Genomic DNA, 19,116 nt, shown 5'->3' with positions numbered 1-19,116 from the left:
CCTACCCCTTAGGTGGTATATGACTGATTTGTCAGGATTTTTATAAGTGGCGGAAATCGCAGGCTTTTCGTGTTCGTTGAATTTGTGTACAAATCAGGGGCGGTTTTGCAAAAATCGATACGCCTGAATATCAGCTGCGTTTATGAGGGGAAAGGTATGTCTACATCACCGTTATGGCTTGTTCAGAATGTGCGTTTACCGGGTCGGGAAGGGCTGTGGCAACTTGCCATCGAGAACGGGCGTTTTGGTGACATCACCCCCATGGACGATACCCACGCCGAAAGTTATGAGGTACTGAACGCGCGCGGTGGGCTTGCTCTCCCGCCGTTCATCGAGCCGCATATTCATCTTGATACCACCCAGACGGCGGGGGAGCCGAACTGGAACCAGTCCGGCACGCTGTTCGAAGGCATTGAGCGCTGGGCGGAGCGCAAAGCGCTGCTCAGCCATGACGACGTGAAAGCACGCGCCTGGAAAACGCTGAAGTGGCAAATCGCTAACGGCATTCAGTTTGTCCGCACCCATGTGGATGTCTCTGACCCGACGCTCACCGCCCTGAAGGCGATGCTGGAGGTGAAGCAGGAGGTGGCCCCGTGGGTAACGCTGCAAATCGTCGCGTTTCCGCAGGAAGGTATTCTCTCTTACCCGAACGGCGCGGCGCTGCTGGAAGAAGCGTTAAAACTGGGGGCCGACGTGGTGGGGGCGATCCCGCACTTCGAATTTACCCGGGAATATGGCGTCCAGTCGCTGCACATCGCTTTTGAGCTGGCGAAGAAGTATGACCGCCCGCTGGATATCCACTGCGATGAAATTGACGACGAACAGTCGCGGTTTGTCGAGACGGTGGCCGCGCTGGCGTATGAGGCCGGCATCGGCCCGCGCGTGACGGCCAGCCACACCACCGCCATGCACGCCTACAACGGCGCTTACACCTCGCGGCTTTTCCGTCTGCTGAAGATGTCGGGGATTAACTTCGTCGCTAACCCGCTGGTCAACATCCACCTGCAGGGGCGCTTTGATGACTATCCGAAGCGTCGCGGTATCACCCGCGTGAAAGAGTTGCAGGAAGCAGGCATCAACGTCTGCTTCGGTCATGACGATGTCTTCGACCCGTGGTACCCGCTCGGCACCGGCAACATGCTGCAGGTGCTGCATATGGGGCTACACGTCTGCCAGATGATGGGCTATCCGCAAATCGACAGCGGCCTGAACCTGATTACCCATAACAGCGCCCGCACCTTTGGCCTGAGCGATTACGGTATTGAAACGGGAAATCCGGCAAACCTGATTATTCTGCCTGCGGAGAGTGGGTTTGAAGCGGTGCGCTGTCAGGTGCCGGTGCGCTGGTCGATTCGTCAGGGGCGGATTATTGCCACTACGCAGCTGGCGCAGACCTGGATCCAGATGGATACCGGAGGAGAAGAGGTCAGTTTCGCCAGAAACAGCCCCTCTGCGTAATGCAAAGGGGCGCAGGGTTTAGTGCGATGCCGCTGCCGCGTTGTGCTGGCGGTGGCGGGTCACAAAGCCCAGGATGAAGCACATGATGAACACCACGGCGTACAGACCGTTCGCGGTGTGCAGCGCCGCCAGCGGGCCGCTGTGGGCAACGATCGGGCCCGTCACCACGAAGGTCAGCATGGTACCGATGGTGCCGCAGGTCAGAACGAAGTTAACCAGCTTCGGCGAGGCCACTTTGGTCTGCAGGGAGCCCAGGGTGATGATCGAGGTGTAAATCGCGCTGGAGAAGAAGCCCAGGGTCAGAATGAACCACGGCATATGCTCCGGCGAACCGTTGATGAACAGATACATCAGCACGGTCGCCAGGCCCGCCAGCACGGTCAGAATGCGCTGCAGGTCGAAGAAGCGCAGGATGAAGCTAAACGCCCACATGCCGAACATGTAGGACATCCAGAAATCGCTCACCAGTTTGCCCGCGTCGTTCAGGCTCATGCCCAGACCTTTGGCATATTCCGGTACCCAGGAGATAAAGCCCAGCTGGCCCAGGATGTAGCACAGGGCGGCGATGGAGAGGAACAGCACGCCGATACCCCATTTCTCTTTCGCCACAGGCTCTGCGGTGGTTTGCGCTTTTTTGCCCAGCACCGGGAACTCGCAGCCGAAGGTCAGAATGAAAATAGCAACGTAGACCAGACCGATGCAGGCGTAGACCCAGTACCACTCAATGCTGCGTGCCAGCAGAACGGCAGCGACCATCGGGAAGATCATTCCGGCCATGCTGAAGAAGGAGTCGGTAAACAGCAGGCGCGCGCCGCGCTGGCGGCCTTCATACATATGGGTAATCAGGAACGTCCCGATCGACATGGTGATCCCGCTGACCAGGCCGAGCACGAACATGGCGGCTGAGAACAGGGCGATGCTGTGGCTGAGCATCAGACCCGCCACGGCGGCGAGCATCAGCACGAAGCCGAAGCGAAGCTGGGTTTTCAGCGGCACGATTTCCATCAGCCAGGCATTCAGGAAGATAGAGATCAGGATCCCTGCGTTGAGGAAGGTGAAGGTGTTGCTCATGCTGGAAACGGGCAGCTGGAAGTAGTCTGCGATATTCCCCATCACCATCCCGGTGACGATCACCAACGCGCCGGTCAGGGCGTAGGAGAAGAAGCTGATCCATGTGAGCTTGATGCGATTGCTGTTAGTCATGTCTGGCCTGTTCAAAAAAAGAAAAGCGCCGAAGGGGCGCTGAGAGCGGGCAGATTTTAGTCGCTAAAGTGATCCATTCCTATCTTTTAAGGGTAATGATTGTGTCATTGCAGGTTTTAATGTGATCTAAATCACATTAAGTGGCGGTCTAACCAATCGTTTGCGCAGTAATAATTGTTTCAATTTCGTAAAATTAGGTAAAAGGCTGGTCTACGTTCATACTGCTCTTTAGAATCAAGCCATTCGCTTTTTATACTGCGCTTTGTTAAGGAATTCTCATGCTCAAATCAACACTGGCGGCTGTCGCAGCTGTGTTTGCTCTTTCTGCCGTTTCCCCTGCTGCGCTGGCAGCAAAAGGGGACCCTCACGTTCTGCTGACCACCTCCGCCGGGAATATTGAGCTGGAACTGAATAGCCAGAAAGCTCCGGTTTCTGTGAAAAACTTCCTCGACTATGTGAACAGTGGTTTCTATAACAACACCACCTTCCACCGCGTGATCCCGGGCTTCATGATTCAGGGCGGCGGCTTCAACGAGCAGATGCAGCAGAAACAGCCGAACCCGCCAATCAAAAACGAAGCGGACAACGGCCTGCTGAACAAACGCGGCACGATCTCTATGGCGCGTACCGCAGACAAAGATAGCGCGACCAGCCAGTTCTTCCTCAACGTGGCGGATAACGCCTTCCTCGACCACGGCCAGCGCGACTTCGGCTATGCGGTGTTCGGTAAAATCGTGAAAGGGATGGATGTGGCCGATAAGATTTCTCAGGTGCCTACCCATGACGTCGGTCCGTATCAGAATGTGCCGTCCAAACCTGTCGTGATCCTCTCCGCAAAAGTTCTGCCGTAACGTTCTTCGACGCGGGCGATGCTCGCCCGTGTTGTGACCCCTCCCTGCGAAAGCGCGTTTTGCTGCTTATACTTGTGGCAAACGGACTATTCAGGGAGGCGTTAAGTGAAAAAACTCACCGACAAGCAAAAATCCCGTCTCTGGGAGCAGCAGCGTAGCGTCAACTTTCAGGCCAGTTGTCTCCTTGAGAAAGGTAATGGTCCATCGGATCCCGAGATTGAGAGCCTGGCGCTTGGGCCTTCCGCGCCCGGGTTACCCCATCTGTGCCTTATTCACCGCCATCTCTACCGCAGAGAGATGAAGCGGGCAGGTGAGTTCCGTACCGACGATATTTTCAAAGGTGATATTCCCTTCTGCCATTTCGAATACATCGAAAAGATGGGTAATGAACTGATGGCGGCGCTGGAAAGCGAAAAGTATCTGGCTGGCCTTGAGAAAGCGGCGTTCATTGAAAAAATTAGCCATTATTATTGTGAAATCAACATGCTGCATCCTTTTGCGCGTGGTAACGGTATTGCTCAGCGCGTTTTCTTTGAGCAGCTGGCGATCCATGCGGGCTATTCACTTGACTGGCGCGATATCGATCCCGAGGAGTGGGTGTCCGCTAACCGCAGCGGCGCAACGGGGGATTTAACCGCGCTAAACGCGATCTTTGCCAAAGTAGTGAGCGAAGCGCGGGAATCTGAGTAGAATAGGGCGGCATTTTTTTCGGGAGCCGCCATGATTCTGCTGATTGATAACTACGATTCCTTCACCTGGAACCTTTACCAGTATTTTTGCGAACTGGGCGCAGAGGTGGTTGTCCGACGTAACGACGAGATTGGCCTGGCCGATATCGAGACGCTGGCTCCGCAGAAAATCGTGATTTCACCCGGCCCCTGCACGCCGTCGGAATCAGGTATTTCGCTGGAGGTTATCCAGCACTATGCCGGCAAGCTGCCGATCCTCGGCGTTTGTCTGGGCCATCAGGCGATTGCCCAGGCCTTTGGTGCCACCATCGTGCGCGCCGCCAAAGTCATGCACGGTAAAACCTCGCCGGTCACCCACACGGGCACCGGAGTGTTCACGGGGCTCAATAATCCGTTAACCGTGACGCGCTACCATTCGCTGGTGATTGACCCGTCGACGCTGCCCGACGGCTTTGAGGTGACCGCCTGGAGCGATACGCAGGAGATCATGGGGATTCGTCACCGCGAATGGGATCTCGAAGGCGTGCAGTTCCATCCGGAAAGCATCCTCAGCGAGCAGGGGCACGCGCTGCTGGCAAATTTCCTCCATCGCTGAATATCTGTTGCCTTGCTATGATTTTTTATGCATATTTTGTGATTATATTTTCACAATCAATGTGACATAAATGGATGGGCATGACATGGCAACTGAACAACCAGCAATTACCCGCGCGACATTCGATGAAGTGATTCTGCCGATTTATGCACCGGCTGAATTTATCCCGGTGAAGGGGAAAGGCAGCCGCGTCTGGGATCAGCAGGGCAAGGAGTATGTGGATTTCGCGGGCGGTATTGCGGTCACGGCGCTGGGTCATTGCCATCCCGCGCTGGTGGAGGCGCTGAAAACCCAGGGTGAAACCCTGTGGCACACCAGCAACGTGTTCACCAACGAACCGGCGCTGCGCCTGGGCCGTAAGATCATTGATGCCACGTTTGCCGAGCGCGTGCTGTTTATGAACTCCGGCACCGAAGCCAACGAAACCGCCTTTAAGCTGGCGCGCTACTACGCGACCACGCGCCACAGCCCGTACAAAACCAAAATCATCGCCTTCCACAATGCCTTCCACGGACGCTCCTTCTTTACCGTCTCCGTTGGCGGCCAGCCGAAGTATTCCGACGGGTTTGGTCCGAAACCGGCCGACATCATCCACGTGCCGTTTAACGATCTGCACGCGGTGAAAGCGGTGATGGACGACCACACCTGCGCGGTGGTGGTCGAGCCTATTCAGGGGGAAGGCGGCGTGACCGCGGCAACCCCGGAATTCCTGAAAGGGCTGCGCGCGCTGTGCGACGAGCATCAGGCGCTGCTGGTGTTTGATGAAGTGCAGTGCGGGATGGGGCGTACCGGGGACCTGTTTGCCTATATGCACTACGGCGTGACGCCGGATATTCTGACCAGCGCGAAAGCGCTCGGCGGCGGTTTCCCGGTAAGTGCGGTTCTGACGACACAGGAGATCGCCTCCGCGTTCCACGTCGGTTCTCACGGCTCTACCTACGGCGGTAACCCGCTGGCGAGCGCCGTAGCGGGGGCCGCGTTCGACATCATCAACACGCCAGAGGTGCTAAACGGCGTTAGCGCGAAGCGCGAGCTGTTTGTGAAGCACCTGAAGCAGATTGACGAGCAGTACGACGTGTTCAGCGAGATCCGCGGGATGGGGCTGCTGATTGGCGCCGAGCTGAAGCCGCAGTACAAGGGCCGCGCGCGTGATTTCCTGCACGCCGCCGCTCGCGAAGGGGTGATGGTGCTCAACGCCGGGCCGGACGTGATGCGCTTTGCGCCGTCGCTGGTGGTGGAAGACAAAGACATCGAAGACGGCTTAACCCGCTTTGCCGCGGCGGTTGCAAAGATCGTTAAAGGCTAATATTCGGTTCGTTTCAACCTTCGCGTTAACCAAACCCCATGGTGCGGACGCTGACGCCATGCCACCGACGAAATGGTGTGCATGGTGTTCAGATGCCCCAGCACGCGCTGCACGTGTTGCTCCAGGGTGCTCATTGGCCCGTGGGTTAACGTCTCCGGCGCTTCCAGAATATTTAAATCCCCCGACTCGCCCGGTGAGTCATACTCCAGACGCTGCTGGCAGCGCTGCAACGCAATTTCACACGACTGCAGGTAGCGCTGCGCCAGATCCGGCGTCAGCATCGTGTGCTCGCGCGCCAGCGTCGTCATGGCGTTAATGTGCTCAACGATAAACTGACTGTGCGTTACCCACAGCTTCATATCGGCCAGATAATGTGAGTTAAAGCCCGGCTCCTGCATCGCCTGGTTGAGCGAGTTGAACAGGGCGTTGTGCGCCTGGTTGACCTTCATGCGTTGATACGCCAGCGGGGAGGGCTGCGGGTCGTCGCTCAGGATGAGGCGAATGGCCTGCTGGTCGGCCTCCAGCGCGTCGTGGGCGTTCTGCCTGAGCAGCCCGCTCTGCCACTGCGGCCACAGCCAGACCATGCCGCCGAAGGCAATCAGGCAGCCGATCAGGGTATCAATCAGCCTGGCGATAATAAACTGTTCGCCGTTCAGCGTAAGCAGCTGCAGGGTGTATACCGCCGTCACCGTAAAGCCCACCATCGCCCAGCCGTAATTTTTGCGGATAATCAGGTAGCTCACCAGCGTGATCGCCAGCATGCCTGCCAGGGTATAGCCTTCCGGCACGTGGAAGTGCAGCGTTACGCCTGCAATGATCAGCCCGGCCATGGTGCCGCCCGCCCGGTGCAGAATACGCACCCGCGTGGCGCCGTAGCCGTTCTGGGTGACGAACAGCACGGTCATTAAGATCCAGTAGGGCTTCGGCAGATGCAGCGCCATGCCCATCAGGCTGGCGATACTGAGCATGACGCTAATTCGTGCGGCATTGCGCAGGGCGGACGATTTGAGAGACAGATAGCTTTTGAGCGCGGGCAACAGGGGAAGCCGTTTTTGTTTATCCGCCATCAGGTCGCGGGAATAAAGCGGGCGCTGGGTGCGCAGCACGCGGGCGATGCGGCTGAAGTGCCAGGCGGCAAACTGGCCGACCGGGTTATCCGGATGCTGACGGGCGATTTTCTCCAGCGCACCGAGCTGTTTTTCCATGTTAAAGCGCGTGGGATAGCGGTGGTAGAGAATATCGTCAGCCAGCACGCGCAGGCGTGCCGAGACGGTCTGCGCGTTCCAGCGGATCACCGCTTCGGCGTGGCTGCGCTCAACCAGCTTTTGCACCTCCTGCGGGTGGTGCAGGCTAACGGAGATATGCTCCTGCAGATCCAGGCCTACCTGGAAGGTGCGCAGCAGCCGTTTGTATTCGTGGTTCTTGTTGGCGGCGAGCATATGCAGCTGCTGATAGCACTGGCTTATCAGATCCACCACCTTCTGCTGGCGCGTCAGCAGCGGCGGTAAGGCTTTTTCCGGATCGGTATGCTGGGTGAGCAGGGTGTATTTGGCTTCGCAGTATTCCGCCAACTGCACATAGAGCAGGCTCAGGGATTCGCGCAGCGGCTGTTCCCGCCACAGCCAGAACCAGAACCAGTTAAACAGCCCGTACCACAGTGTCCCCAGCGCGTAGATCAGTAGCGGCTCCCACACCGGCATATTCCCGGCGAGGCTCAGCGTGAAGATGGCCGCAATCAGCGAGGCGGGAAGCAGGCGGGCGTGCAGCGAGCTGATTTCCGCCGTGACGCCGAGCGTCATCGCCAGCACCGTCAGGATCAGCGGCAGCGGGATATCCCGGGCCAGTAAAAGCTGTACGGCAAGGCTACAGCCAGCAAACAGGCAGCCGCCCACGATCAGACGTTTGAAAAAGCGCTTATGCGGTGTGTCCAGGCCAGCAATGTTGCAGCAGGCGGGCACGAGGGAAAAGAGCAGGCCTTGCTGAAGGTGTCCGAGGATCAGGCCGATGGCCACGGGTAGACACAACACCAGCGTTTGTCGCAGTGCGTAGTTAACTTCCGGGTGATAGATCAGCCTGCGCCACATGAGGAGTAGAGACAAAAACGGCGTGACACCTTGCGATGGCACGCCGTTTAAGCGGAATTAACGCGTTCCGTAAACCACGATGGTTTTACCGTGGGCGGAGATCAGGTTTTGATCTTCCAGCATTTTCAGGATACGGCCCACTGTTTCACGGGAGCAACCGACGATCTGACCAATTTCCTGACGGGTAATTTTAATTTGCATGCCGTCCGGGTGGGTCATGGCGTCCGGCTGTTTCGCCAGGTTCAGCAGAGTTTGTGCGATGCGGCCCGTCACGTCCAGGAAGGCGAGGTTGCCCACTTTCTCTGAGGTGACCTGCAGACGGCGCGCCATCTGGGAAGAGAGACGCATCAGAATGTCAGGGTTAACCTGAATCAGCTGACGGAACTTCTTGTAAGAAATTTCAGCCACTTCACATGCTGTCTTTGCACGAACCCAGGCGCTACGTTCCTGGCCCTCTTCAAACAGGCCCAGTTCACCGATGAAATCGCCCTGGTTCAGATAAGAAAGGATCATCTCTTTCCCTTCTTCATCTTTGATCAGCACTGCCACCGAGCCTTTAACGATGTAATACAACGTTTCCGCTTTTTCACCCTGGTGAATCAGCGTGCTCTTTGATGGGTACTTATGAATGTGGCAATGAGACAAGAACCATTCGAGAGTCGGGTCTGTTTGCGGTTTGCCAAGCACCATGCGCTGTTATCCTCTGTTATAAGCTGTCACCAGAGTCATCAGATGCATCCGGACTCTGGGGTTGCAATCGAATTCTTACCCATACCCTGGGAAGTCGGCTACCGTAACGTTTCGCAGCCAGTAAAGTTTGATGTCCTCTGCATACATGTGTAACGTCAATGTATTACTGTAGCATCCTGAGTGTTTTAGCATAGCTTTCGCCGCGTGTCTCCTGGTGTCTCGCTTCAGCATGATGCAGGTCGCCTTCCATTGCGAGAAATGTAACGCACGCGTAATCTGTCACCAAAAATGCAACGTTGGAGTTTAAGAATATGCAAGCGCGCGTGAAGTGGGTTGAAGGTTTAACGTTCCTGGGCGAGTCCGCGTCAGGGCATCAGATTTTGATGGATGGTAACTCCGGCGATAAAGCGCCCAGCCCAATGGAAATGGTGCTGATGGCGGCAGGGGGATGCAGCGCCATTGACGTGGTGTCGATTCTGCAAAAAGGCCGTCATGATGTGACGGATTGTGAGGTCAAACTCACGTCAGAACGCCGCGAAGAGGCGCCACGCCTGTTCACCCACATCAATCTGCACTTTGTGGTCACCGGTAAAGAACTGAAAGACGCGGCGGTTTCACGTGCGGTGGACCTGTCTGCGGAGAAGTACTGCTCTGTCGCGTTAATGCTGGAGAAAGCGGTAAAAATCACCCATTCGTATGAAGTGATCGAGGCTTAATGTTTTGGCGGGTGGCACTTCGCTGACCCGCCCTACAAAAGCACGACCGTAGGCCCGGTAAGCGCAGCGCCACCGGGCAAAAAACTCACGCGATCTGTTTCCCTTCCATCAATCGCTCCACCAGCGGCGTCATGATGAGCTCCATCGCCAGCCCCATTTTTCCGCCCGGTACGACTAATGTATTCATGTGAGAAATAAACGAGCCCTGCAGCATCGCCAGCAGCCAGGGGTAGTCAATGCCTTCGAGATTGCGGAAATGGATCACCACAAAGCTCTCATCCAGGGATGGGATACTTTTGGCCGCGAACGGGTTGGAGGTGTCCACCGTCGGCACGCGCTGGAAGTTGATATGGGTGCGGGAAAACTGCGGCGTCAGGAAGTTGATGTAGTCTTCCATGGAGCGCACCACCGAATCCATCACTGCTTCGCGCGAGTGGCCGCGCTCGCTCATGTCACGCGTCAGCTTCTGGATCCACTCCAGGTTAACGATAGGCACCACGCCAACCAGCAGATCCACGTGGCGCGCCACGTCGTGCTGCGGCGTGACCACGCCGCCGTGTAATCCTTCGTAGAACAGCACGTCGGTAGGTTCCGGCAGGGGCTGCCAGGGGGTAAAGGTGCCCGGCACCTGATTCCAGGGAACGGCTTCATCATAGGTATGCAGATACTTGCGGGACTGCCCTTTACCGCTCTGGCCGTACTCAATAAAGGTTTGTTCCAGCAGGCCGAAGTCATTGGCTTCCGGACCGAAGTAGCTGATGTGTTTACCCAGATCGCGCGCCTTACGGATGGCCATGTCCATCTCCGGGCGCGTGTAGCGGTGAAAGCTGTCGCCTTCGACCTCCGCCGCACGGAGATTCAGCTGGGCGAAAATCTTGCGAAATGCGAGGCTGGTGGTGGTGGTTCCCGCACCACTCGACCCCGTAACGGCAATAACCGGATGTCTGGCAGACATAGCAACTCCCTGACTGAAAAGGGTGGAAGATCAGCCGTGAAACGCGTTGCGGGGCATGATATTGACCGTCTCATGCAGTTCTGACCACACCAGCACCACGTCGCCGCTTTTCAGCTGGCGCTTTACATCGTTGACCTTTTGCTCAAGCGAGCGTTCCTGTTCACCATAATCGGTGCCTTCGCGTAATACAAAGCTTTCAATCAGATTATCGAGCGTTTCGGGAGCCAGATCCTGCCAGGGAATAATCATGTTGCACCGTCCAGATAAGGGGTTAGCCAGTCAGGAATACGCGCCTCAAGCCACATTTTCGGGCGACGCAGCGTGCCGCCGATAAACCCGACGTGGCCGCCGTGCTCGGTCAACTGATAGTGAACGTTGTCGGGCAGGAATTCCTGAGCGGGAATCGAGTGATGATCCATAAAAGGGTCATCTTTGGCGTGAATGATCAGCGTTGGCTGCGTGATCTTGCTGAGCAGCGGCATGGCGCTGCACTGACGATAATAGTCAATTGCATCGGCGAAACCGTGAATTTTCGCGGTGATCAGATCGTCGAATTCGCGTATGCGGCGCACTTTTTTCAGCTGGCGCAGGCTTACCGGGAGAGTATCCGGGTAGGCCTTCAGCTTACGCGCGGCATTGGCCTTCAGCAGGTTGAGCAGGTAGCGCTGATAGACGCGGGAAAAGCCTTTGTCCATGTGGTAGCTGCACTGCTCCAGCATGAACGGGGCGGAGACGATGACGGCGGCATCCAGCGGGACGCTTTCCCCTTCTTTAGCTAACAGGCAGGCCAGCATATTTCCGCCCAACGAGTAGCCTACGGCCGCGGTGGGCACGGTGCCAAAGTTGTCCCGCAGCCAGTGTAAAAACCACGTGCCGTCTTCTGTTTCACCCGAGTGATAGATACGCTTCTGCCGGTTCGGCTCGCCGCTGCAGCCGCGAAAATGCATCACCACGCCGAGCCAGCCGCGCGCTTTGGCTGCCTCAATGAGCCCGTGTGCATACGGGCTGTGCAGGCTGCCTTCCAGACCGTGAAAAACCACCAGCCGCGGCTTATGGCGAGCCTGCTCCGGCGCTTCGCTCCAGGCGAGATCCAGAAAGTCACCGTCTGGCAGATCTAGCCGCTGCCAGTGTGGGGTGAACTGAACCTTGCGGCGGATCAGTCGCGGCAGCATGGTCTGCAAATGGCGATTGGCGACGCCGCGCATAGGCACGAACTCAGTGCTGTCTTCGGCGGCAATGTCGAAGCCTGATGGAATGATTTGGGTCATAGGCGCGATGCTGATTCTTGTCGGAAATTTACGATACTTTCCGAATTGTACCCCGTTTAGCCTGGTTTTCCGAAACATGAACTGATCCCGATCACAAATATTTACCTTGATTATTACTCTCAGGCTAATGATTCAGCTCTACGCTTAATTGATGCCTTTCTCACCAGAGCGCACACTCTACTCAACGTTAAGCAAATCAAAATGATTAGCTGAATCAGGAGGTTAATAATGTTATCTGGGCAAACACCCACCCGGCAATGGAACACGCGACGCAGCGAAAAAGCGCGTCGTCTGGCCTCCGTACCGGTGCAGGGCAAGGTACTGCCAACCGGCGATCTCGTCGCCATGCTGGAAAAACTGATCGCGCCAGGCGACAAGGTCGTGCTGGAAGGTAACAACCAGAAGCAGGCCGATTTCCTTTCCCGCTCGCTGGCCGAAGTGAACCCGCAGATCGTCCACGACCTGCATATGATCATGCCGAGCGTTGGCCGTAGCGAACATTTGGATATCTTTGAGAAAGGCATCGCCCGCAAGCTGGATTTCTCCTTCTCCGGGACGCAGAGCCTGCGCATCTCCCAACTGCTGGAGGATGGTCAGCTCGAAATCGGCGCGATTCACACCTACATCGAACTCTACTCCCGTCTCTACGTCGACCTGTCGCCCAACGTGGCGCTGATTGCTGGCTTTAAAGCTGACCGCAAAGGCAACCTCTATACCGGGGCGAGCACCGAAGATACCCCGGCGCTGGTGGAAGCCGCCGCGTTCCATGACGGCATCGTCATCGCGCAGGTGAACGAGCTGGTGGATGACGAGTGTGACCTGCCGCGCGTGGACATACCGGGTTCGTGGATTGACTTTGTGGTGGTGGCCGATAAGCCGTTCTTTATCGAACCGCTGTTTACCCGCGACCCGCGCCTGATTAAACAGGAACACATCCTGATGGCGATGATGGCCATCAAGGGTATTTATGCGGAACACCAGGTGCAGTCCCTGAACCACGGGATCGGCTTTAACACTGCGGCGATTGAGCTGCTGCTGCCTACCTACGGTGAACAGCTCGGCCTTAAAGGCAAAATCTGTAAACACTGGACGCTGAACCCGCATCCGACGCTGATCCCGGCTATTGAAAGCGGCTGGGTCGAGAGCGTGCACTGCTTCGGCGGCGAGCTGGGGATGGAAGAGTACATCCGCGCGCGTCCGGACGTCTTCTTTACCGGTGCCGACGGCTCCATGCGCTCCAACCGCGCGTTCTGCCAGCTGGCAGGTCAGTACGCGGTGGATATGTTCATCGGCTCTACGCTGCAGGTGGACGGCTACGCCAACTCCTCAACCGTGACCCGTGGTCGTCTGTCCGGCTTCGGCGGTGCGCCAAACATGGGTCACGACCCGCACGGTCGTCGCCACGCCACGCCAGCCTGGCTGAACATGATCACCGAACCTGACCCAATGCAGCGCGGCAAAAAACTCGTCGTGCAGATGGTGGAAACCTTCCAGGCGGGCGTGAAGCCGACCTTCGTGGAAAAACTCGATGCCGTTGACGTGGCGAAAGCCTCCGGTATGCCGCTGGCGCCGGTGATGATCTACGGCGATGACGTCACCCACGTGCTGACGGAAGAGGGGATTGCCTACCTCTATCGGGCGAAAGATCTGGAAGAGCGTCGCGCCATGGTCGCCGCCGTCGCGGGGATCACCGACATCGGTCTGGGCGTGGATGCCAAACGCGTGGCGGAACTGCGTCAGAGCGGCAAGGTGCTCTATCCGGAAGATATGGGGATTCGCCGCACTGATGCCACCCGCTCTCTGCTGGCGGCAGGCAGCGTGTCTGATCTCGTGGAATGGTCCGGCGGTCTCTATAACCCACCTGCGAAATTCCGGAGCTGGTAATGAAACTTCTCCCCCAGATTCAGGTTGAAGGCGGTGCCGAATGGCTGGCGCGAACCGCCACGCAGTGTCTGATTGACGAAGCACGTTTAAGCCCGAAACCCGGTCTGGTGGACAGTCGGGGGAACGGCGCGCACCACGATTTATCCCTTGCGCTGATGGAGTGCTCCGCGCACAGCCTGACCTCCACGTTTCAGGCACTGGCGCTGCAAAGCTGGCAGCGCCCGGCAGATATCGCACTTCGGCAAACCGTCGGGCGACTCGGTCGCGAAGGCGAGCAGCAGATGATGGCCGCAACCGGTGGCGTAAACACCCATCGCGGCGCGATTTGGGCGCTGGGGCTGCTGGTCAGCGCGGTGGCGATGCTCGGCGGTGATGCCAGGGCGCAAGACGTCGCCCGCACCGCCGCACAGCTGGCGAGACTGCCGGACGACGCGGCGCCGAAGGTGTTCAGTAAAGGCCTGCGCGCCACGCACCGTTACCGCGTGCCGGGCGCGCGTGAAGAGGCGCAGCAGGCGTTCCCGCACGTTATGCAGCGCGCGCTGCCGCAGCTTCGTCTGAGCCGCCTCAACGGCAGCAGCGAAACGCACGCCAGGCTCGACGCGCTGATGGCCATCATGACCTCACTCACCGACACCTGCGTGCTGTCACGTGCCGGAATGGAAGGGCTTGATGCTATGCAGGACGGCGCCCGTGCGGTGCTGAATGCCGGCGGCAGCGCAACGCCTGCGGGCCAGCAGGCGCTGGCGAGGTTAGACCGTCAGATGCTGGCGCTCAACGCCTCACCGGGCGGCGCTGCCGACCTGCTTGCCGCCACGCTGTTTCTCGACCGCATCGAAACGCCAAATTCAAAGCATTAAGAGGATGTTATGGAAAAAATCACATTGACCGTGCCAGCCAGCCGCACGTTAAGCGGCAGGGCGCTGGCAGGGGTAGTCGGTTCCGGGGATATGGAGGTGCTCTTCACCGCCGAACCGGGCCAGACGTTAACCATTGATATCACCACCTCCGTGGACAACAGCCGGGGGCGCTGGGAGGCGCTGTTCAACCGTTTGCAAACCGTCAGCAGCCTGCCCGCAGGGAAGCTAACCATCCACGACTTCGGCGCGACGCCGGGCGTGGCGCGCATTCGCATCGAACAGGTTTTTGAGGGGGTGAGCCATGCGTGATGACAGCAGCTTTATCGAACTGAAAGCGCGCCAGCGCGCGCAGGCCCTGCTCGACGAGGGCAGCTACCGCGAACTGCTGGATCCGTTTGAAGGCATTATTTCTCCGTGGCTTGGGCCACAGGGCATTGTGCCGCAGGCGGACGACGGCATGGTGGTGGCGAAGGGCACCATCAACGGCAAGCCTGCCGTCGTCGTGGCGATTGAAGGCGCGTTCCAGGGCGGCAGCATGGGCGAAGTGTCCGGCGCCAAAATGGCGGCGGCGCTGGAGCTGGCGGCGGAGGATAACCGCAACGGCATTCCGACTCAGGCGGTACTGTGCCTCGAAACCGGCGGCGTGCGTCTGCAGGAGGCGAACCTCGGCCTGGCGGCGATTGCCGATATTCACGCGGCGATTGTGGACCTGCGTCGCTACACGCCGGTTATTGGCATTGTGGCCGGAACCGTGGGCTGCTTCGGTGGGATGTCCATCGCGGCGGCGCTCTGCAGCTACCTGATCGTGACCCGCGAAGCGCGTCTTGGCCTCAACGGCCCGCAGGTTATCGAACAGGAGGCGGGCATTGAGGAGTACGACTCCCGCGATCGTCCGTTTATCTGGAGCATGACCGGCGGTGAAGTGCGCTATCAAAGCGGGCTGGTGGATGCGCTCGTCGGCGACGGTATCAACGCGGTGAAACAGGCGATGAACGACGCGATTGCTAAAGGCGTTCCCGCGAAACATCGCACCGATAACTACGACGATTACCTGAACCGTATGACGAATTTCGACACCCGCAAACAGGCTGATGCCGAACAGATTAACGCGCTTTTTGCCCGGGAGGTGAAATGATGAGTAACGCAATAAGCCGTGGCGAACGCTGGCTGGACATCCTCGCCCCGAACGCCAAACGTATCGAGGGGCTATGCCCGTCCGTCCAGGCGGCAGACGGCGAGCTGAACGGCGAGGCGGTGCGCTTTGTTGCCGTGGTGCCGGATGCCAACAACCACTTCCCGCGTGCGGCGAAAGGGGAAGTGGGGCTGCTGGAAGGCTGGACCCTGGCGAAAGTGGTCAGTGAAACCGTCGCGGCGGATGCTGACAAACCCGTGAAGCGCCCGATTGTGGCGGTGATCGACGTCCCAAGCCAGGCCTATGGCCGACGCGAAGAGGCGTTTGGGATTCATCAGGCGCTGGCCGGTGCGGCAGCAGCCTATGCGAATGCCCGCCTGGCCGGTCACCCGGTGATTGGGCTTATCGTCGGCAAGGCGATGTCCGGCGCGTTCCTGGCGCACGGCTACCAGGCTAACCGTCTGATCGCCTTTAACGACAAAGGCGTGCTGATCCACGCGATGGGCAAAGAGTCTGCGGCGCGCATCACGCTGCGTACCGTCGAGGCGCTGGAAAAACTGGCGGCGACCATTCCGCCAATGGCCTACGACATCAGCAACTACGCCACGCTGGGGCTGCTCTCTAACCTGCTGGATATCAGCAACCCGGATGCCCCCTCCGATAACGATCTGACGCTGGTGAAATCCACCCTGCAACAGGCCATCAGTGACGCTCGTCAGGACACCACGTTGAAAAACCGTCTGGGTGCTGACAATCGCCGCAGCTCGGCGCTCGTACGCGAACGTATGCGAGCCAGCTGGTAAGTAAAAAGAGACCTGCCAGATGCATCAACCCGTGGGCGCGTGACAGCGCCCACGCGGGAACCTGCATCCTGAAAATAATAATCATCGCGCCAGTGCTAAAACTTTTTTACTACAGGTGATTTATGACTTACGTAATTGTTCATGCTCTTGCACCGATTTTCGTCATCATGCTGCTGGGATTCTGGGCCGGCAAGGCAAAGATGGTCGATAACAAAAATGTTTCCCTGCTTAATATCTTCGTAATGGATTTTGCACTCCCTGCCGCGCTGTTCAGCGCTACCGTGCAAACGCCATGGACCGGCATCGTAGCCCAGTCGCCGCTGATCCTGGTGCTGACGCTGGCGATGTGGATCACCTATGCGGCCATCTACTTCCTCGCCACCGGCGTCTTTAAGAAGTCGCCACAGGATGCGGCCGTGCTGACGCTCACCGTCGCGCTGCCCAACTATGCAGCGCTGGGTCTGCCGATTCTGGGCAGCGTGCTGGGCGAAGGTTCCTCTACGTCGCTCTCCGTCGCGGTCTCCATCGCCTGCGGTTCGGTGCTGATGACCCCGTTCTGCCTGCTCATTCTGGAGCGTGAAAAAGCGCGCGCTGAAGGCAATAGCTCCGGCTCAACGCTCTCGATGCTGCCGGTGCTGATGTGGCGTTCCATTAAAAAACCGATCGTGATGGGCCCGCTGCTGGGCGTGATTTTGTCCGCCATCGGCATCAAAATGCCGGAGCTGGTGCTGGCGGCGATCAAACCGCTGGGGCTGTCCGCGACCGCTGCAGCGCTGTTCCTGACCGGGGTGATCCTCTCTGCCCGTAAGCTGCAGATTAATACCATGGTCATCACCTCCACGATCGCCAAGCTGCTGATTCAGCCAGCCATTGCCTGGGGTATCGTCTTGATCTTTGGTCTGCACGGCTCCGTGGCGATCACCGCTATCCTGATGATTGCGCTGTCTGCGGGCTTCTTCGGCGTCGTGTTCGGTAACCGCTTTGGCGTGCAGTCGCCGGATGCTGAAGCCGTGCTGCTGTTAAGCTCCGTCCTGTGTATCCTGTCGCTGCCGCTGTTTATCTCGCTAACTTCAGGAATGTAACCATGACCACCCCATTACGCCCGCACGACCTTATCTGGCTTACTTCCCGCGATGCGCTGGAAGGCATCACTGAATCCTGGGTGGAGGCCGCCTGGCATACCGGCCTGCCGGTGGTGGTGCGGCGTGATGTGGATAGCGAAGGCCGGATCCCCGTTGGCGTGCGCGGTTTACGTCGCGACCAGCGGGCGGCCGGATGGGTGAAGCCCGAAAACGTGCGGCGTGTGGTATCACCGGAAGACCTGTGCGCAACCGCCGATCTGCTGCGCTCGCCCTTTGTGACTCAGCCACCCGTTCAGGTGGCGCTTCAGCTTTCTCAGCAGGCGTGGCCGTGGACGTGGGGCATTACCGGCAGTACCGGCTACGCGCTGGCGACCGGTATCCCGGTGATCCATGCCGACAGCGATCTCGATCTGCTTATCCGCGCTCCGCTGCCGATCTCACCGGACGCCCTGACGACGTGGCAGTCCCGGCTAAGCCGTGCGCTGTGTCGTGCCGATACGCAGGTGGATACGCCCGAGGGCGGTTTCGCGCTGGCGGAGTGGCTGCGCGACGGCAAAACGCTGCTGAAAACCCGCCGTGGACCGCGCCTGGTGGCGGATCCGTGGCGCAGGGAGGAGTGATGAAAATAGTGTTTACCTTTCCGGGGCAGGGCACGCAGCACGAAGGCATGCTGCAAAACCTGCCGGGAACGGAACTGGCTCAGGCGCGTGAGGTGCTTGGCACCGAAGTGGATACGCTGGATAGCGCAGACGCGTTAAGCCATACCCGCGCGGTTCAGCTTTGCCTGCTAATTGCAGGCGTGGCCTGGGCGCGCGAGCTGGAACGGCGCGGCGTGGCGCCGGATATCGTCAGCGGGCTGTCCATCGGCGCTTATCCGGCGGCGGTCATTGCAGGCGCGCTGGACTTCACGGATGCGCTGAAGCTGGTGGCGCTGCGTGGAGATCTGATGGAGCAGGCGTATCCGCACGGCTACGGCCTGACGGCAATTATGGGGCTCACTCTGCCGCAGGTGGAAGACCTTATCCAGGGCACCGGGACCTACATTGCCAACCTGAATGCCGAAACGCAGATCGTGATTGCCGGAACCGATGAAGGGATGGCGGAGGCGGCGTCGCGCGCGCTGGCGAAAGGGGCGAGCAAGGCCAAACGGCTGGCGGTCAGCGTGCCGTCGCACTGCGAACTGCTGACAGCACCCGCGCAAAAGCTGGCAACGGCGTTTGAATCGGTCACGCTTTCACGCCCACGCTGCGCCTACCTGAGCGGCAGCACCGGGCGCGTGTTGTGGCAGCCGGAAAAGATCGCCGACGATCTGGCGATGAACATGGCGCGTACGGTGCGCTGGCAGGAGGCGATGATTTCAGCGAATGAACGCGAAGCCCGGCTGGCGATCGAGATGCCCCCCGGCGGCGTACTGACCTGCCTGACGCGTCAGGCGCCGTGGGAAGGAGAGACGATTTCACTGGAGCGCAGCGGGGTGGACGTGGCGGTACATCTGGCGAAGCGACTCCGTGCGTGATGGTTTAGCCCGGTAAGCGTAGCGCCA

Annotated in this window: 20 protein-coding genes; 14 read left to right on the top strand and 6 right to left on the bottom strand. The window is 58.6% G+C overall.

Annotation, left to right across the window (positions count from 1 at the left end):
- Positions 1-156 precede the first annotated feature (156 nt).
- Entirely contained in the window at positions 157-1,458 is a 1,302-nt protein-coding gene (locus C6A40_RS11835; protein WP_045333946.1) for a cytosine deaminase, read from the top strand.
- An 18-nt stretch (positions 1,459-1,476) separates the two neighbouring features.
- Here C6A40_RS11835 and tsgA read toward each other — a convergent pair whose 3' ends face one another.
- A complete protein-coding gene (tsgA, locus tag C6A40_RS11830; RefSeq protein WP_045333929.1) occupies positions 1,477-2,661 on the bottom strand; it encodes an MFS transporter TsgA in 1,185 nt (394 codons plus the stop codon).
- A 278-nt stretch (positions 2,662-2,939) separates the two neighbouring features.
- On the opposite strand from tsgA, the gene ppiA reads away from it, so the two are divergent.
- From ppiA to argD, 4 genes are all read left to right on the top strand, one after another.
- On the top strand, positions 2,940-3,512 hold the full coding sequence (gene ppiA, locus C6A40_RS11825) for a peptidylprolyl isomerase A (RefSeq protein ID WP_014885514.1): 573 nt from the start codon (positions 2,940-2,942) through the stop codon (positions 3,510-3,512).
- Positions 3,513-3,617: 105 nt separating this feature from the next.
- Positions 3,618-4,202 carry a putative adenosine monophosphate-protein transferase Fic gene (locus C6A40_RS11820; protein ID WP_008503022.1) on the top strand — a complete coding sequence of 195 codons (585 nt, stop codon included), beginning with the start codon at positions 3,618-3,620 and terminating at the stop codon, positions 4,200-4,202.
- 30 nt (positions 4,203-4,232) lie between these two features.
- Positions 4,233-4,796, top strand: coding sequence for an aminodeoxychorismate synthase component 2 (pabA, locus tag C6A40_RS11815; protein WP_008503021.1), 564 nt, complete (start codon positions 4,233-4,235; stop codon positions 4,794-4,796).
- Between the two features lie 85 nt (positions 4,797-4,881).
- Positions 4,882-6,102 carry a bifunctional acetylornithine/succinyldiaminopimelate transaminase gene (gene argD, locus C6A40_RS11810; protein ID WP_021242207.1) on the top strand — a complete coding sequence of 407 codons (1,221 nt, stop codon included), beginning with the start codon at positions 4,882-4,884 and terminating at the stop codon, positions 6,100-6,102.
- Here the strand turns inward: argD and C6A40_RS11805 are convergent.
- Positions 6,099-8,186 carry a YccS/YhfK family putative transporter gene (locus C6A40_RS11805; protein WP_045333930.1) on the bottom strand — a complete coding sequence of 696 codons (2,088 nt, stop codon included), beginning with the start codon at positions 8,184-8,186 and terminating at the stop codon, positions 6,099-6,101. The genes argD and C6A40_RS11805 overlap by 4 nt on opposite strands.
- A gap of 57 nt (positions 8,187-8,243) precedes the next feature.
- Entirely contained in the window at positions 8,244-8,876 is a 633-nt protein-coding gene (gene crp / locus C6A40_RS11800; RefSeq protein ID WP_000242758.1) for a cAMP-activated global transcriptional regulator CRP, read from the bottom strand.
- 311 nt (positions 8,877-9,187) lie between these two features.
- On the opposite strand from crp, the gene C6A40_RS11795 reads away from it, so the two are divergent.
- Positions 9,188-9,592 (top strand): OsmC family protein, encoded by a 405-nt coding sequence (locus C6A40_RS11795; RefSeq protein ID WP_008503018.1) that lies wholly within the window; start codon positions 9,188-9,190, stop codon positions 9,590-9,592.
- 85 nt (positions 9,593-9,677) lie between these two features.
- Here C6A40_RS11795 and C6A40_RS11790 read toward each other — a convergent pair whose 3' ends face one another.
- From C6A40_RS11790 to C6A40_RS11780, 3 genes are read right to left on the bottom strand one after another with little or no spacing between them, the layout of a single operon-like run.
- The gene (locus C6A40_RS11790) at positions 9,678-10,547 is read right to left on the bottom strand and encodes a phosphoribulokinase (RefSeq protein ID WP_008503017.1); all 870 of its coding nucleotides are present in this window, start codon (positions 10,545-10,547) and stop codon (positions 9,678-9,680) included.
- A gap of 30 nt (positions 10,548-10,577) precedes the next feature.
- Positions 10,578-10,796, bottom strand: coding sequence for a YheU family protein (locus C6A40_RS11785; RefSeq protein WP_008503016.1), 219 nt, complete (start codon positions 10,794-10,796; stop codon positions 10,578-10,580).
- Positions 10,793-11,815, bottom strand: coding sequence for a hydrolase (locus C6A40_RS11780; protein ID WP_039267149.1), 1,023 nt, complete (start codon positions 11,813-11,815; stop codon positions 10,793-10,795). Before C6A40_RS11780 ends, C6A40_RS11785 begins: the two co-directional genes overlap by 4 nt.
- 228 nt (positions 11,816-12,043) lie before the next feature.
- Between C6A40_RS11780 and mdcA the strand changes: the two genes are divergently transcribed.
- The 8 genes from mdcA to mdcH all read left to right on the top strand — a co-directional run bounded on the left by mdcA (position 12,044) and on the right by mdcH (position 19,089).
- A complete protein-coding gene (gene mdcA / locus C6A40_RS11775) occupies positions 12,044-13,699 on the top strand; it encodes a malonate decarboxylase subunit alpha (RefSeq protein WP_021242210.1) in 1,656 nt (551 codons plus the stop codon).
- Positions 13,699-14,556: a triphosphoribosyl-dephospho-CoA synthase gene (locus tag C6A40_RS11770; RefSeq protein ID WP_021242211.1), complete on the top strand. Its 858-nt coding sequence runs from the start codon at positions 13,699-13,701 to the stop codon at positions 14,554-14,556. Before mdcA ends, C6A40_RS11770 begins: the two co-directional genes overlap by 1 nt.
- Positions 14,557-14,565: 9 nt before the next feature.
- Positions 14,566-14,865 carry a malonate decarboxylase acyl carrier protein gene (gene mdcC / locus C6A40_RS11765; protein ID WP_023294711.1) on the top strand — a complete coding sequence of 100 codons (300 nt, stop codon included), beginning with the start codon at positions 14,566-14,568 and terminating at the stop codon, positions 14,863-14,865.
- Positions 14,858-15,691 (top strand): biotin-independent malonate decarboxylase subunit beta, encoded by an 834-nt coding sequence (locus C6A40_RS11760; protein WP_058657455.1) that lies wholly within the window; start codon positions 14,858-14,860, stop codon positions 15,689-15,691. Before mdcC ends, C6A40_RS11760 begins: the two co-directional genes overlap by 8 nt.
- Positions 15,691-16,491: a biotin-independent malonate decarboxylase subunit gamma gene (mdcE, locus tag C6A40_RS11755; RefSeq protein ID WP_025910348.1), complete on the top strand. Its 801-nt coding sequence runs from the start codon at positions 15,691-15,693 to the stop codon at positions 16,489-16,491. The genes C6A40_RS11760 and mdcE overlap by 1 nt, the downstream gene beginning before the upstream one ends.
- A 122-nt stretch (positions 16,492-16,613) precedes the next feature.
- The gene (locus C6A40_RS11750; protein WP_045333936.1) at positions 16,614-17,573 is read left to right on the top strand and encodes an AEC family transporter; all 960 of its coding nucleotides are present in this window, start codon (positions 16,614-16,616) and stop codon (positions 17,571-17,573) included.
- Positions 17,574-17,575: 2 nt separating this feature from the next.
- Positions 17,576-18,193, top strand: a complete 618-nt coding sequence (locus C6A40_RS11745; protein ID WP_045333938.1) for a malonate decarboxylase holo-ACP synthase — start codon at positions 17,576-17,578, stop codon at positions 18,191-18,193.
- Complete coding sequence (mdcH, locus tag C6A40_RS11740) at positions 18,193-19,089, top strand: malonate decarboxylase subunit epsilon (RefSeq protein ID WP_023294708.1); 897 nt, start codon at positions 18,193-18,195, stop codon at positions 19,087-19,089. The genes C6A40_RS11745 and mdcH overlap by 1 nt, the downstream gene beginning before the upstream one ends.
- The last annotated feature ends 27 nt before the right edge of the window (positions 19,090-19,116 follow it).

Origin of the sequence: Enterobacter sp. GER_MD16_1505_Eko_090, from assembly GCF_003331015.1 — a bacterium.
Classification (GTDB): Bacteria; Pseudomonadota; Gammaproteobacteria; order Enterobacterales; family Enterobacteriaceae; genus Enterobacter; species Enterobacter roggenkampii.
Note: the sequence above shows the minus strand (reverse complement) of the source record. Positions and strands in the feature narration are given on the sequence as shown.

Coding starts and splice junctions, on each gene's coding strand:
- C6A40_RS11835 (WP_045333946.1), top strand. CDS start 157: ATGTCTACATCACCGTTATGGCTTGTTCAGAATGTGCGTTTACCGGGT.
- tsgA (WP_045333929.1), bottom strand. CDS start 2,661: ATGACTAACAGCAATCGCATCAAGCTCACATGGATCAGCTTCTTCTCC.
- ppiA (WP_014885514.1), top strand. CDS start 2,940: ATGCTCAAATCAACACTGGCGGCTGTCGCAGCTGTGTTTGCTCTTTCT.
- pabA (WP_008503021.1), top strand. CDS start 4,233: ATGATTCTGCTGATTGATAACTACGATTCCTTCACCTGGAACCTTTAC.
- argD (WP_021242207.1), top strand. CDS start 4,882: ATGGCAACTGAACAACCAGCAATTACCCGCGCGACATTCGATGAAGTG.
- C6A40_RS11805 (WP_045333930.1), bottom strand. CDS start 8,186: ATGTGGCGCAGGCTGATCTATCACCCGGAAGTTAACTACGCACTGCGA.
- crp (WP_000242758.1), bottom strand. CDS start 8,876: ATGGTGCTTGGCAAACCGCAAACAGACCCGACTCTCGAATGGTTCTTG.
- C6A40_RS11795 (WP_008503018.1), top strand. CDS start 9,188: ATGCAAGCGCGCGTGAAGTGGGTTGAAGGTTTAACGTTCCTGGGCGAG.
- C6A40_RS11790 (WP_008503017.1), bottom strand. CDS start 10,547: ATGTCTGCCAGACATCCGGTTATTGCCGTTACGGGGTCGAGTGGTGCG.
- C6A40_RS11785 (WP_008503016.1), bottom strand. CDS start 10,796: ATGATTATTCCCTGGCAGGATCTGGCTCCCGAAACGCTCGATAATCTG.
- C6A40_RS11780 (WP_039267149.1), bottom strand. CDS start 11,815: ATGACCCAAATCATTCCATCAGGCTTCGACATTGCCGCCGAAGACAGC.
- mdcA (WP_021242210.1), top strand. CDS start 12,044: ATGTTATCTGGGCAAACACCCACCCGGCAATGGAACACGCGACGCAGC.
- C6A40_RS11770 (WP_021242211.1), top strand. CDS start 13,699: ATGAAACTTCTCCCCCAGATTCAGGTTGAAGGCGGTGCCGAATGGCTG.
- mdcC (WP_023294711.1), top strand. CDS start 14,566: ATGGAAAAAATCACATTGACCGTGCCAGCCAGCCGCACGTTAAGCGGC.
- C6A40_RS11760 (WP_058657455.1), top strand. CDS start 14,858: ATGCGTGATGACAGCAGCTTTATCGAACTGAAAGCGCGCCAGCGCGCG.
- mdcE (WP_025910348.1), top strand. CDS start 15,691: ATGAGTAACGCAATAAGCCGTGGCGAACGCTGGCTGGACATCCTCGCC.
- C6A40_RS11750 (WP_045333936.1), top strand. CDS start 16,614: ATGACTTACGTAATTGTTCATGCTCTTGCACCGATTTTCGTCATCATG.
- C6A40_RS11745 (WP_045333938.1), top strand. CDS start 17,576: ATGACCACCCCATTACGCCCGCACGACCTTATCTGGCTTACTTCCCGC.
- mdcH (WP_023294708.1), top strand. CDS start 18,193: ATGAAAATAGTGTTTACCTTTCCGGGGCAGGGCACGCAGCACGAAGGC.